Here is a 13864-nt window from a genome sequence, read left to right as displayed (position 1 = left end):
TAAAAAACCACCATTCGGCGATATCGACGTCAATCGCCGGCCATCGATATCCATGTCATTTGCTCGCCGTGGGGCAAACGATCGCTATCCCCCGAGCTTCCACAGCCCAGCAGCCGCTTGAAGATCGGGATCGCCTTAAGTTTATGGGGGAGTTGAAGCTCGATCCAGAAATTCGCGACCGGGTGGCGGAAACGGCTAAAGTGCTTGAGGGAATGGGGCACGTCATAGAGGAAATTGATGCGAAGAACCTGGGCGAAGCGTTGCGTCTAGCCCTGGCTCGCCATCGCAAAGCGGTCAGTGCCGCCGGAAAGGCGATGAGGGCCGAGACAACATTGGAGACTTCGCCGAAGTTTGATGGCCTGCGTCCGGTCGCGCCTAAACCAGCGCAGTGAACTCTATGCTGAAGACCTTGACTTGCGGACGACCGGCATTGTCGCCGCGACAGATCGCGCCCCGGACCGRCATGAGCGTGAGAACGGTCGAGCACTGGCTTGCAGCGGGCGGGGAGCCCGAGTACCGGCGCCCCCCCTGGGCGCTCGGTTCTCATGCTGCAGGCGATCGAGACACGCCCGGTGGCTAATTGCGCAACATGTTCTGAAGAGCAGACCGGGGATTTTCAGGGGCAGGTCACGCTTCTCGTCCGTAGTCGTGGCCGCTCCATTCTTTGTTTGGGATTCCCACATTCTTTGTCGTGTTTCGAACAAAAGAATGTTTGCGGATTTGTTCCGGCGACGCCTCGTTGCCGCAGAAGCAATGTGATTGCACAGCTTTAAGTCAAATGGCGCGGCGCTTGCTTCAGACTCGGTAGGCCCCAGAGAAAGCATCTTAGAAACTAGGAACATGGCCATTGCTGACGCCGCAAAGCTCCATACGAGACATCCACTCCAGAGGTCCGTGCTCGRTGGCTGTATTGCGCATGATTAATCTGAGGCACCAACGAGGCGCTCGCGGATTTTCCGTTGACCTATCTTCATCCGCATGCGCGTGCCGAAGAAGTCCATCAAATGGCCGCTCCAGGCAAGGTCAGAGTCTCACCAGCATCTACAACGCACTGAACCAGTTCTGGAGCCGGGGCTGCCTAAGGTACCCAAATCACCATGCCGACTGTTCGTTGGGGACGACGACGAGGAGCCAAGACCTCTCTTGCAACGAAATGTCAAGAGGTGAGAGTCGTCAAATCCTCACTTATTGCACTGCCCGATAACTTGTCGGCAAGCTCTTTGTTCGGGACATGATAGGATGAATAGAACAAGACAAACTTACAGGACTTGCGCCTCGCCATCTCGCGCGGCATCTTTTACTTAGACATTCGAGCAACTACTTAGATATTGGAGCAACGTTTGGATCATGCAGTTAAGCGGTGATCAGAGATTAGAGGCATATCGGAGGATGCTTCGTATCCGTCGATTCGAAGAAGAGGGTATGCGCTACTTTAAAGATAGCCAGGTCCCTGGTTGGTTCCACTCGAGCGCAGGTCAAGAAGCCGCCATCGTCGGGGCATGTCTGGCCCTTCGGGACGATGATGGCATGACCGGAACGCATCGTTCGCACGGCCATCCGATCGGGAAGGGTGCGCGTCTGGACGCGCTAATGGCCGAGCTTATGGGAAAGGAGGGCGGTATTTGYAAGGGGCGCGGCGGTTCGATGCATTTTGCAGACAATTCGGTCGGGATCATCAGCGAATCGGGTATCGTCGGAGGGGGCATTCCTCTTGCCACAGGGTGTGCGTTCAGCGCCAGGGTGCGGGGCGTCGATCAGGTTACTCTTTGCTTCTTCGGTGATGGAGCGGTGAATCAGGGCACCTTCCATGAGAGTCTCAACATGGCGTCGCTGTGGAAGCTCCCGGTCATCTACCATTGCGAGAACAACGGCTATGCACAGACCACCTCGGTGGCGCAAAGCCATGGGCAGCCTGACATCGCGCTGCGGGCGACGGGCTACGGCATGCCGGGGATAACGGTTGACGGGCAAAACGTAAGCGCCGTCTATGAAGCTGCGGCACCAGCCGTCACGCGAGCACGCGCGGGCGAGGGGCCTACTCTGATAGTAGCCAACACTTATCGGTTCGAGGAACACAATTTCGGCTTAGTGATACCGGGGGAACCTTATCGATCAGTTGAAGAAGTCGAGGCTCATAGACGCGAGCGCGATCCGATTTTGTTGTATCGCGCTGTGCTCCTCGAAGAAGGTGTAAATGAAAATAGTCTGAGAGCAATCGAGGACGAAGTCGCCGAAGCCGTCCAGCAGGCTGTACAATTTGCTTTGGCCAGCCCCATGCCTCGGCCCGAAACCTTGTCCGATTACATGTTCAACTCGCCCCTGCAGACCATCACAGCTTCGTGGCCAGGCTGGAGAGGAATTAATCAACATGGAAACTGATGCGCAGAAACTTGCCGCGACGCCCGGTCCCCATGTTCAGATGACCTATCTTGAAGCGCTCGAGCAGGCGCAGATGGAGGAAATGGCTCGTGATGAACGCGTGGTCCTGGTGGGAGAGGACATCTCGATCCATGGTGGCGCMAAACTTATTGAGCGGTTCGGCAAGAACCGGATTTGGAACATGCCGATTTCAGAAGGCAGTTTTACCGGCCTCGGAATCGGGGCTGCCATTAATGGATTGCGGCCGATTGTAGACCTCTCAGGGGCCAGCTTCGTCTATCTCGCCTCGGACCAGATCATTAACCAGGCCTCGAAATTGCGGTATATGACTGGAGGCCAGATTGACGTTCCGATCGTGTTTCGTTGCTGTATGTTATCGGGGGGCGCGGCGGCGCAGCATGCCGACCGGCCTTATCCATTTTTTATGAATGTGCCTGGCCTCAAGATCATCAGCCCGACCAGCGCCGCCGATATCAAGGGGCTTATGAAATCGGCCATTCGCGACKGCGATCCTGTTTTGGTCTTCGAAGACACTCGCCTGTGGCCGCTCAAGGGCAATGTGCCCACAGATCCGGACCATGTAATCCCGATTGGCAAAGCGGATGTGAAGCGCAAAGGAGAAGACGTAACCCTTATCGCTATTGCCGGTGTCATTCGGCCGACGATGGAAGCTGTCGGCGCGCTCGCCGAGGAAGGCATTTCGGTCGAAGTGATCGATCCACGTACGTTGAAGCCGCTCGATCATGAGGCCATCAAAACGTCAGTCGCCAAGACCGGACGGCTCGTGATCGTTGAGAACGGGCACCGCGTCTGCAATGTCGGAAGTGAAATCGCCGCGATGATGGCGGAGGAGGCTTTTGATCTGTTGAAGCGCCCGATCCTGCGGGTGAGCGCTCCTGATATTCACGTCCCATTCAGTCCGGCCCTCGAGAAGGACTACTTCCCGACTAAGAATCACATCATCGCTGCCGTACGGCGGCTGCTCTGACACCGTCGAAGACTCACAATAGAATGGAAGCGAATGCCGCCGGCATCATCCTACCTCCAGCGCCGCGCTAAGCGAGATAGCCCCCGGGCTGATCGGCGCCAACCCACCGCAACCTTTGCTACTGCGGCGGCAGATGGATCGCTTCTTGAACGGCCATCGCTATGCCAAAGCTGCGATTGACATCGCAGCCTACGACCCGATGGGCAAGGCTTATGGAGTGCGCGTGGTCGACCTTCTGGGTGGATCTTTCACCGAAAACTCGCCCTCCTACTATGTGGAGGTGGATATCGCCGTTCTCCGCAATGTCTGGGAGGTGATCCGCGGCAAGCGTGCGTCTGGCCGCCGATGGCAACCGYGGCCTGACAACTCGTGACGCCMTGGGGCTTTCCCGGAAATGTCCGGACGTTCCCTTCGTAATGGAACAGCCCTRCAAAACGCTGCAAGAGATCGCCGCGATCCGGAGGCAGGTCCATCACGGCATCTATATCGACAAGAATGGCGAGGATCTGTCCACCATCATCCGCGCCGCAGGGACCGGCCTTTGCGACGGATTCGGCATGAAGGTCACGCGGATCGGCGGATTGCACGCGATGGCCATCTTCCGTGATATTTGGGAGGCGCGCAGYATGCCCCATACCTGCGACGACGCTTGGGGTGGGGATATTATCGCTGCCTGCACCCATATCGGCGCCACGGTGGAACCACGCCTGCTGGAAGGCGTTTGGCTGGCCGAGTCATATATCGAGGGGCGTATGACCCCAACGGTGTGAAGGTCGTGGGCRGCCACATAAACTGCCGGAAGGCCCAGGCCTTGGGGTCGTGCCGGAAGAAGGGATTTTTGGGATCGTGTCCCATCAGGTGGTGTAGCTGAGGGTTATGAAGCCGCTCGCGAGCGCGCCCTCAACAGCGCAGTAGCGAGCGGCGCAGCGGAGGTCATCGATCTTCTTCCGTTAGGGTTGCTGACACCAACCTGATTTGCAGGAACCACCGATGACCGACGACATTGAACCGGCGCGCGCTCGTGGAGAAGACCCCCGACGCCGATCTCCTGCGCGAGCGGGCGCGACTGGGAGACCCGGGCCGAAACGGTGGGCGCGCATCCCCAAGCTGAGTAAGGACTCCTATTTCCCMAGGCCGCGATGGTTTCGCCATCGCACGCAGCAATCAACCTGCTCACCTGCTCCGCCGACAGATACCGGGACATGTCGGCGAGTCGCCAATGGGMATATGCAAGGCAAACGGCGTCGAGATCTGCTTGCCATCGGCCTGCGACGGGAGGTACCGCAAGAAACGCACGCAGGTTGGTCGTCAGCTTCTCTAGGTTCCACTCCCGAGCTGCTCGCGCGGTCCAAGAAGTAGCTGCGAACATCGACCGACTCCCAGCCAGTCGGACCCGCCATCTGGCGATCGCTCACCAGAAACAAATCACCCACCACGATCTCCTTCGTCGGAAACCGTGAATCGAACCTCAACAAAATTAACAGGTCCTGAGCCTAGATGTTTAGTCCCGGCATTTTGCTGGAGCGGATTTAGCCTGAAGCGTTCGGRCTGAGTGGTCCATCGCCCTTGCAGACGAACTCGTAGGGCGTGAGACCTTTGAGGGTCTTCAGCCTGCGGGCGAAGTTGTAAGCCGCGACGAAGTCGGCAAGGTGCTGGCGCAGCTGGTCGTGGCTCTCGTAGTAGAAGCGCTTGACGGTGGCGTCCTTGATGGTGCGGTTCATCCTCTCGACCTGGCCATTGGTCCACGGATGCTTGGCCCTGGTAGTACGGTGCTCGATGTCGTTGGTGGCGCAGGCATATTCGAAGGCATGCGCCCAGAAGCGCTCGCCGTTGGCGATGGCCTCCTTGATGAGGGGAACGGCCGACCCTCCAGCACCAGGCGTGGTGAACTGGATGCCAATGTCGGTGAGCACGGTATGGCAACTGTGTTCATGCGAATGGGTTTTGTCGCGGATAATGGCGTTGAGGACGACCAGGAGCTTTCTTGCGACGGCGATGATGGCCAGTTTCTTGGAACCTGAGCGGGCTGCGAGGTCGGTGTAGAAGGCTCTGAAGCGGTCATAGGTTCGGATGGCACTAAGTGCCGCCATGTAAAGGCGCGGCGCACACGCGATCGGCCGCCCTGGATCTGGCTTTTGCGGCGGAGCTTGCCGCTCTCGTTGTCGAATGGGGCAAGGCCGGCGAGCGCCGCGATCGACTTGGGGGAACGCTTGCCGAGCTCGGGCATGAGCGCCAGCAGGCAGAGCGCGGTGGTCTTGGAGACACCCGGCACGGAGACCATCAGCGCGTGATCGCCGGCGGTGTCCTCGGCTTGACCAATGACTTCGGCGATCCGGCTCTCGAGCGCCTTGATGCGTGTGTCGAAGTGGGCAATCGTTTCTTCAAGGTCGGCAATGACAAGCGCGTCGAAGGCCTCAGCGAGGTGCTTCTTCAGCGTTGCCCGCATCTCATGCGGTGACGGGCAAGCGATTGAAGCCGCTCGTTTTGTTCGCACGGCGCCGGCTCGGCTTCAGGCTGGTAACGGCGGCCATAGTCGCTCAGCATCCGGGCGTCGAGACGGTCCGTCTTGGCGCGCCGTCTTGTCGACTTCGCATAGTGGGTGGGTATGGGCAGGATTATGCCGCGAGAACGCAATGCCGGCTTTGGCCAGCGCGTGCCGCAGCAGCCGGTCATGGGTCCCTGTCGCCTCCATGACGACGAAGTCCCGGCCCGGACGAAGGCCTGCCACGTAGGCAGCGATCACATCGGCCTGGTTGTCGATGCGCCGAAGGCGGCCACTTGTCTCATCAAAAAAGTCGAGCCACTGCTTGGAGATGTCRCAGCCGACATAGTTCTGCATTATCATGTCCACGCCTCTTCCTGTGGTGCGGGGTCTGCTTCGAACAGCCCCGTGCAACTGTTCAGGTTGATGGTTCACCGGTGGGAAGGGACCGGGCCATGCCACGGCCTGTCCGCAAGACGACCAGGATCCACTCGGTCTCCTTACCACTTTCTCCATAGCACTGAACAAACACACAGGATCCTGTAGGGGATGGCCGCGATCAGCCGCAGCAGGAACTCCCTTGAGATGGCAGTGGTGGCCTTCTCATGCAGTTCGACGAAGGCGAACTTCGAGGTGCGATCGATAGCGACGAACATGTGCAGCTTGCCCTGTTCGGTCCGCACCTCGGCGATGTCGACGTGGAAATAGCCGATCGGGTAGCTCCTGAACTTCCTCTTCGCCGGCCTGTCGCCCTCGACATCGGGCAGACGGCTGATGCCATGGCGCTGCAGGCAGCGGTGCAATGACGAGCGCGTCAGGTGCGGAATCGTCGGCTGCAGCGCATAGAGGCAGTCGTCGAGCGGCAGCAGCGTGTAGCGCCGGAAGGCGACGATGACCGCCTCCTCCTCGACGGAAAGRACCGTCGACCGCGGCTCTTTCGGCCCCGTCGGGAGGTCGGCTGTTGAGGTCCGCTCCCGCCACTTCGCGACCGTCTTCTGGTTGATCCCGTGGCGCTTGGCCAGGGTTCTCAGGCTCTCTTGACTATGTTGTATCGCTCGACGGACCGCCTCTGTCGTCGTGGCGCTCCCATGGAGAACCTGGCCCATAGTGCCTCCTTCGATTCGGAGGACAAGGATGCACCATCAAAGCCTAGGATCAAACATTCTAGTCTTCTGCTGGACTCCTTTGCGGATTGATTTGCAATACATCGTCGTCACCGCAGAAGGTCTGTGACAGTGTTGTTACCGAATTATGTCGGCGTACTTGGAAAGATGAAATTGAGGCGATACGTAGATCTCAACTTTATAACATAATGTAACATAAGATTCTCAATAATAGTCTTTTGTTCCCGTGTGCTGCTGCTACAGTGCTCTTGAGAATGGCAGACCGTTTTTTTTGCCACCCATCTTGGAGTGGCTCTCGTGGAGCTTCGATTCAGGACCGGCAGCAGCTAGGTCAGGAATACGGCCACGCGGATCAAGCCGAGAGGATGGATGTATGTTTCCGCCAGAGGACGGTGACATGAATGTCTAAACACCTTCGCATGGTCAAACAACCATGTTCCGCACAGTGGCGAGGCGCCCATGCGGCCATTGCGCGCACATAAAGGCGTGCCGCTTCCATCTAGCCCTACATAGAGGAACTGTTATGAAAACCCTGGATCAGCACACAGCACCGGAGCAAGCCGCACGAGAGCGCATGAAGGCATCCCATGCCCTCGATGGCGACGCAAGTCGCTTGACTGAGTTATATCGCGGATGGGCGAGCGCTTTCGATCTGGATCAAGGCCGCGTTGGGTACTGCGGGCCGATGATCGTGGCGGAACTGACAGGCGCGGTGCAGACGGCCTATTTGGCCGGACAGCGAAATGCCATCGTAGTCCTGGACGCCGGCTGCGGAACAGGGCTCGTGGGAGTGGAGCTGAAACGCCTCGGCTTCCGGTTGATTGACGGGTTCGATCTCTCCGAAGAGATGGCCGAAAAGGCCCGGCAAACCGGGGTCTACCGCCATGCCCGAGGCGATGTCGACCTTAACGGGCAGCTCTCCGACTACTCCAGCGCGATCTATGACCTGACCGTCTGCAGCGGCGTCCTCACGCTCGGGCATGTCCGACCAGATGGACTGCGCGAGCTGGCTCGCGTCACCCGCCCGAACGGCTTCGTGATTGCAAGCACCCGCAAGAGCTATGCGGAGACGACATCCTTTGAGGACCACATGCGGTGTCTGCAGGATGAAGGCGTCCTTATAACGGCACAGTGTCTAAGGAACGGCAGATACGTCGCCGAGGAGGACGCGCACTATTGGGTCTTCCAGGTGCCCGAGAAGGTCAGCGCACCGACCGAGAAGCCATGAACTCCGGGGCGCTGTCTAATACTGTCTCATGTACCTGAAGAACCACCGTTACTGCGCCGGCAAGGAGTCGGCGGTGAGAGTCCGCTGCGGTGAAGGAGTAGCGATCCACATCGGCCTCGAGCCGTGCGCAKGGCATCCGCGAGGATGTCGGCGAAGCGTCGGCAGGGGAGCGCATAGGCCAGTCATCGAGCCACGAAAGGGTTGTGATCCCGGATGCCGACGCCGTTAATCTGGCGGAAGGCAAAACAGCCGGACGCGATTTCGCGAGCGCTTGGACGATCCGGCGTGGTCTGAGATCCTGGCATGTGCGCAAGCTCCTTGTACGGGAACCGGGAGATCTCTGGATTGGCCATCCATCCCAAGACGGGGTTGATGGTCCGCAGCGGGAAGGCGAGGAGCCGCAGGCGCTGATGCACGATCCAAAGAAGTCTGACTCCTCCCGCCCYGTGGAAGCTGCGTGCCGAATTTGTTCACCTGCACAAAAAAGTGCTCACGATCGCTTGGAATGAGACGACCTGCCGGCGCTCGATGACGGTTCCCGGCATCGGGGCAACAGCTTCATATGTTGCTGTTGCCGGGCGCAATCGTCGTGGTGACGACATCAGTCGGACCATGCGCCAGCCTGACGGCACCCGGGCGCATCTGCCGATCTGGATAACGGAAGATCAAGCGGAGGCGATGATGCGCGAACTTCGTCTTGAGCTCGATGCCTGTCTAACCTTGCTACGTGACGATTCCCAACCCTGTCATCGCCAAATCGATCTCTTCGAGCCCAAGACCCCACCGGTACTGGTAGCAGCGTACGAGCGGACGAAGCTATTGCCATGGTGAGCGCGCGGCTTTCGGAAACACTCAGCGTCCCCGCAGTGACGGAGGCCGCGATGAAGATCACGTCTGACCATCCGGCRCGCAGCGCCTTCATCTACATTCGGCAATCCACTGTCGATCAGCTTGCCAACAATCAATGAGAGCCGGCGGCGTCAATATGGACTTGCCGACTGTGGCGAGCAAGACGGTCCGCTATCAATGAGCCGCTCGATAGTGTTGAAGCGGCCAGCTTTCGTAGCGAGTGGCTCACACATATCCATCAAACAGAAGACCGATAGTGCGGGCGARCTCACGCTCCGCCTCTCCAGTCGAACCGCTGTGGACTGCCAACCTGCTCAGCGAGCGGCAGCATTACGATCTCAGGACCAAGYGCGGGTGGATACACATTCCCGTCTCGGGCGCGTTCGAAACAGTGCCTATTTCAGAAGCAGCCAGTGATTTCGATTTCTTTCTTTGTGGCTTGGCTGTAATCCGCTGATCTATCGCGACGACGGATTCTGGGCCGGCTGCGGCGGCTTAGCCCTTTGTCAGTCAGCGCCGCTATTAAGAATTCCAGCTTGCGATGACATTCAAGTATTTTGGYTTGGTTGGTGTCATAGATAGAGCTCCAGCGACTGGGTCAGCACGAAGAGATGGTCGTCTCGCTCGTTGCCCACCAGCGAGGCGCGGATCGTCTCGATGGRACGAATGACAGCGCACATCGCTGTAGATCCAATACGTCGGGATCGCGCTCTATTCGGCACGTTTACCCAAGATCTGCACGATCTGGCAGACTCGTTCAAAGCGTGTGGGATGACCAGTTTGGCGATGGAATCCACCGAGGTCTATTGGATCACGGCGTGCGACGGTGTCGCGCGTCATGGAAAATTGCCCCCTCGGCGCCACGAGGAATTGCCCCCTCAGTGGATAGCTGAGGAGAGAGCAAATGAACGAACAACGAATCACGGAAAGCCCGTCGTGGAGTGATCCACGGGGGCAGGTGATGAAGACGCCGGACGATGTGGCGGAGATGTTGCGCCTGAAGGCGTGCGGGTGGGGATTGAAGCGGATCGCGCGGCAATTGGGCTGCAGCCATCACACGGTGAAGGTCTACGTGGCGGCGGACGGCGTGAAGCCGTTCAAGTTGCCGGAGCGGCCGAAACGGCTCGACGGCCTTGAGGGTTGGCTACGCGAGCGATTCATTCGGCATCGCGGCAATGCGGATGTGGTGCGCCAGGATCTGCTGGCCGAGAAAGGCTTGGCGGTCAGCCGGCGAACACTGCAACGCGCCGTGCAGCCCTATCGTCAGGCGCTGAGGGCCGAGGCGCTGGCGACAACGCGGTTCGAGATTGCCGCCGGGGCGACAGCTGCAGATCGACTTCGGCGAGCGTCTGGTCGAGATCGGCGGCGCGAAGATCAAGGCATTCGTGTTCGTGGCGACGCTCGGGCATTCGCGACGGCTGCATGTGCGTGCCTTCCGAGCCGAGAAGCAGGAGCACTGGTTCGCCGGGATCGAGAGCGCGTTCACGAGCTTCGGCGGCGTGCCGGAGGAAGTTCTGATGGACAATCCGCGCGCGCTCGTCGTGCGCCACGACGCGGCGAGCCGGTCGGTTGAGTTCAACGACAAGCTCATCGCGTTCGCAAAGCATTGGGGCTTCCGTCCTCGCGCCTGCGCGCCGTATCGGGCGCGCACGAAGGGCAAGACCGAGAGCGGCATCGGCTATGTGAAGAAGAACGCGATCGCGGGTCATTCCTTCACGAGCTGGGAGGCATTCGAGGCGCATCTCGCCAGGTGGGAGCGCGAGGTGGCGAACGCGCGTATCCACGGCACGACCGGCGAGGCGCCGATGGCCCGCTTCGAGCGTGACGAGGCRCACCGTCTGAAGCCGCTCAGCGGGCGGCCGTCGTTCGGATTGTTGCGCGWACTGAGCCGCATCGTCGGCAACGATTGCGCCRTCGAGGTCGATACCAACAGCTACTCGGTGCCGTGGCGGTTGATCGGCGAGCGCGTCGCAGTGACGGTCGCGGCTGGCGAGGTGCGCATCCGTCATGGCATGYGCGAGGTTGCGGTCCACAGGCAATCGCAGGGCCGCCGTCTGCGGATCGTCGATTCCACCCACCTCGACGGGGTTGCCGGTCGCAATGGCGCTGTCTGCCGAGCGGAGATTGCGGCGTCGGCGGTGCCGGCGTCGTCGCAAGCGCCCTCGTTGTTGCGTCCTCTTGCCGAATACGAGGCAGCGATCGGAGGGGGCTTCTGATGGCGCGCGCAAACAAAGCAACCGAAGCACCGATCGATCCGCTCGACGCTATGCTGATGCGATTGCAGCTCTTCGGCATCCGCGACCAGCTCGACAGCTTGCTCGACGAGGCGGCGCGCGCGAACCTATCGATGCGCGAGACGCTGATGCTGCTGTGCGAGCGTGAGATCGCGCGCAAGGATCACCGCCGCATCGAGATGGCGCTGAAGCTCGCACACTTCCCGGCCGTGAAGGAGCTTGCGGGCTTCGACTTCGAGGCACAGCCGTCGATCGATCCCAAGCAGATCCGCGACCTGGCCGCGTCCCGCTGGATCGCCAAYGGCGAGAACGTGCTGCTGCTTGGCCCGCCGGGCGTCGGCAAGACGCACTTGGCGATCGCGCTCGGGCGAGAGGCGATCCTGGCCGGATATACAGCGCAGTTCACGACGGCGACGACGCTGGTCGCTGGCCTCGCCAAGGCGCACGGCGAGCGGCGCCTGGACGAGAAACTGCTGGCACTGTCGAAACCAAAGCTGCTGATCGTCGACGAGCTCGGCTACCTGCCGCTGGAGCCCGACGCGGCGCACCTGTTCTTCCAGCTGGTCAGCCGGCGCTATGAAACCGGCGCCATGCTGATCACGTCGAACCGCAGCGTTGCCGAATGGGGCACCGTGTTCGCCGATCCGGTGGTCGCGATCGCGATCCTCGACCGGCTCTTGCACCACAGCCACGTGCTGACCATCCGCGGCGACAGCTACCGGCTCCGCGCCAAGCGAAACAGCGGCCTCATCAGGCCGCCCGTCGGTGACAGGCCTCCGGTCGGCTCCGCCTCCCTCCGGCCCGTCACCGACGGAACTAACCTTCAACCGACATCATGAACCCGAAGGTGGGGGCAGTTCTTCATGACGCAAAGGGGGCAGTTCCGGATGGCGTTTGACAGCGACGGAATGGAGCTAGCGTAGCCATGCGGCATCGCTCGCATCTGTCTTGCGCCCAGGCGACGTAGCGCGCACTGACCAGAACGACGTTGAGCCCGCGTTGTTCGAATAATCTCTGCTCGTGTGTGACGAGACTACCATTCTAGGTAGGCGCAGGGGTCGAGCGTGCCGTGTACAACGCTACGGCCATCGGGTTTCCAATTGAGATGCTATGGCRCATCATTTGATTGAGGAAAGATCATGCTTCAAGAGAAAGCCTCAAACTCGCTATCTGCCTTCGAAACTCTCGAATCAAACGTGCGGTTATATTCGCGGGCGTTTCCTGTTGTGTTCAGGAAGGCCGCGGGAGCCWTTCTCRAGGATGAGAATGGCTCCGAGTTCATCGATTTTCTCTCCGGAGCGGGCGTCCTCAACTACGGTCACAATGATTCGGATCTCCTAAATGAAGCAAAGGAATACCTGAAGTCAGACGGAATTATCCATGGCCTGGACATGGCTACTTCTGCAAAAAGAGAGTTCATGGAGTGTTTTGACGCCACAATATTGCGTCCACGTCGTCTGACATACAAGTTTCAGTTTCCCGGTCCCACCGGGGCTAATGCCGTGGAAGCGGCTTTAAAGCTCGCACGCAAGGCCACGGGCCGGCAAACTGTAGTTTCATTCACGAACGGCTTTCATGGCGTGAGCTTGGGCGCGCTTGCAGTAACAGCTAATCGAACCTACCGAGATGCGGCAGGCCTTCCTCTAGCCGGCACGGTGTTCATGCCCTATGATGGGTATTGGGGAGCCGATCAGGACACTTCGGAACATTTGGAAACGTTGCTTGCTGATCCAAGCGGCGGTATTGATTTACCGGCAGCCATCATTCTGGAGACAGTCCAGGGTGAGGGTGGCATCAACCCTGCGAGCCGCGACTGGCTGCAGTCGCTCGAGCGAATTTGCAGAAAGAACGGCATCCTCCTGATTGTTGATGATATTCAGGCAGGTTGCGGTCGAACAGGTAATTTCTTTAGTTTCGAATTTGCCGATTTGTCGCCAGATATCATTGTCTTGTCGAAGTCCCTCAGCGGCTGTGGACTGCCGTTATCGCTTTTGCTGATCAAACCTGAAATAGACGTTTGGCAGCCGGGCGAACACAATGGGACATTCAGAGGCAACAACCTTGCGCTGGTGACTGGGATCGCTGCATTACGAAAATATTGGACGGATGAAAAGCTATCTGATGGCGTTGCGGAAACAGGACGCATAGTGAGYCAGCGCCTTCAACAGATTGCCAACAACAGCGCAGATCATAACCTTTCCGTTCGTGGAAGGGGAATGATACTTGGACTTGATTGTAACACAGGCAAACTGGCGGAGGAAATTGTCCGTAGGGCCTTTAAAGATGGGGTCGTGGTAGAGCGATGCGGCGCGGAGGACCACGTGGTCAAGCTTCTTCCCCCTTTAACAATTGACGGGAAGACGCTCCAACGCGGGCTGGATATTTTGGWCAGTTCTGTGCGCGCAAGCGTCGAAAGCGGATTGAGGCTGYGATGTATGGAGAGTGGGATGTCGATTTGCGGCTGCCGGAATCGAAGGTGCTAAAAGATCAGGCTGGGCGACCGTCTGGGTCCGTTGAGGCGTTATCAAGCGGGCGGCGCGCTCACGGCATCTATCATCTAGACAGCTTGCAAGTTGCCGA

General features: G+C 59.2%; 12 protein-coding genes and 3 pseudogenes. 10 read left to right on the top strand and 5 right to left on the bottom strand.

Features of this window, described 5'->3' with window-relative positions; genetic code table 11:
* Positions 1 to 143: 143 nt before the first annotated feature.
* From LCM4576_RS36865 to LCM4576_RS37555, 5 genes are all read left to right on the top strand, one after another.
* Positions 144 to 392, top strand: coding sequence for a hypothetical protein (locus tag LCM4576_RS36865; protein ID WP_198540295.1), 249 nt, complete (start codon positions 144 to 146; stop codon positions 390 to 392).
* A gap of 997 nt (positions 393 to 1389) precedes the next feature.
* Entirely contained in the window at positions 1390 to 2379 is a 990-nt protein-coding gene (locus LCM4576_RS22490; protein ID WP_244510872.1) for a thiamine pyrophosphate-dependent dehydrogenase E1 component subunit alpha, read from the top strand.
* Positions 2369 to 3367: an alpha-ketoacid dehydrogenase subunit beta gene (locus LCM4576_RS22485; protein WP_071034712.1), complete on the top strand. Its 999-nt coding sequence runs from the start codon at positions 2369 to 2371 to the stop codon at positions 3365 to 3367. Before LCM4576_RS22490 ends, LCM4576_RS22485 begins: the two co-directional genes overlap by 11 nt.
* Before the next feature lie 115 nt (positions 3368 to 3482).
* The gene (locus LCM4576_RS37560; protein WP_274534979.1) at positions 3483 to 3740 is read left to right on the top strand and encodes a hypothetical protein; all 258 of its coding nucleotides are present in this window, start codon (positions 3483 to 3485) and stop codon (positions 3738 to 3740) included.
* Entirely contained in the window at positions 3697 to 4137 is a 441-nt protein-coding gene (locus LCM4576_RS37555; RefSeq protein WP_274534978.1) for an enolase C-terminal domain-like protein, read from the top strand. Before LCM4576_RS37560 ends, LCM4576_RS37555 begins: the two co-directional genes overlap by 44 nt.
* Positions 4138 to 4860: 723 nt before the next feature.
* Here LCM4576_RS37555 and LCM4576_RS22470 read toward each other — a convergent pair.
* From LCM4576_RS22470 to LCM4576_RS22460, 5 genes and pseudogenes are all read right to left on the bottom strand, one after another.
* Positions 4861 to 5151: pseudogene (locus tag LCM4576_RS22470) on the bottom strand (integrase core domain-containing protein); the annotation flags it as partial.
* Positions 5085 to 5594 carry a transposase gene (locus tag LCM4576_RS37755; protein WP_407067395.1) on the bottom strand — a complete coding sequence of 170 codons (510 nt, stop codon included), beginning with the start codon at positions 5592 to 5594 and terminating at the stop codon, positions 5085 to 5087. The gene LCM4576_RS37755 and the pseudogene LCM4576_RS22470, both read right to left, overlap by 67 nt.
* Positions 5595 to 5797: 203 nt before the next feature.
* Positions 5798 to 5911 (bottom strand): hypothetical protein, encoded by a 114-nt coding sequence (locus LCM4576_RS37750; protein WP_407067394.1) that lies wholly within the window; start codon positions 5909 to 5911, stop codon positions 5798 to 5800.
* Entirely contained in the window at positions 5877 to 6206 is a 330-nt protein-coding gene (locus LCM4576_RS37205; protein ID WP_071034709.1) for a hypothetical protein, read from the bottom strand. The genes LCM4576_RS37750 and LCM4576_RS37205 overlap by 35 nt, the downstream gene beginning before the upstream one ends.
* 179 nt (positions 6207 to 6385) lie before the next feature.
* A pseudogene (locus LCM4576_RS22460) lies at positions 6386 to 6955 on the bottom strand (IS481 family transposase); the annotation flags it as partial.
* 541 nt (positions 6956 to 7496) lie between these two features.
* On the opposite strand from LCM4576_RS22460, the gene LCM4576_RS22455 reads away from it, so the two are divergent.
* From LCM4576_RS22455 to ectB, 5 genes and pseudogenes are all read left to right on the top strand, one after another.
* Complete coding sequence (locus LCM4576_RS22455) at positions 7497 to 8201, top strand: class I SAM-dependent methyltransferase (RefSeq protein ID WP_071034708.1); 705 nt, start codon at positions 7497 to 7499, stop codon at positions 8199 to 8201.
* A gap of 486 nt (positions 8202 to 8687) precedes the next feature.
* A complete protein-coding gene (locus LCM4576_RS36355; RefSeq protein ID WP_131803278.1) occupies positions 8688 to 9032 on the top strand; it encodes a hypothetical protein in 345 nt (114 codons plus the stop codon).
* A gap of 922 nt (positions 9033 to 9954) precedes the next feature.
* A pseudogene (gene istA, locus LCM4576_RS22445) lies at positions 9955 to 11266 on the top strand (IS21 family transposase).
* A complete protein-coding gene (gene istB / locus LCM4576_RS22440; protein WP_071034706.1) occupies positions 11266 to 12123 on the top strand; it encodes an IS21-like element helper ATPase IstB in 858 nt (285 codons plus the stop codon). Before istA ends, istB begins: the two are co-directional and overlap by 1 nt.
* 300 nt (positions 12124 to 12423) lie before the next feature.
* Positions 12424 to 13767, top strand: a complete 1344-nt coding sequence (ectB, locus tag LCM4576_RS22435) for a diaminobutyrate--2-oxoglutarate transaminase (RefSeq protein WP_071034705.1) — start codon at positions 12424 to 12426, stop codon at positions 13765 to 13767.
* The last annotated feature ends 97 nt before the right edge of the window (positions 13768 to 13864 follow it).

This window comes from Mesorhizobium sp. LCM 4576, assembly GCF_001854815.1.
Classification (GTDB): Bacteria; Pseudomonadota; Alphaproteobacteria; order Rhizobiales; family Rhizobiaceae; genus Mesorhizobium; species Mesorhizobium plurifarium.
The sequence above is the reverse complement of the archived record's forward strand: the minus strand, read 5'-3'. Positions and strand labels throughout refer to the sequence as shown.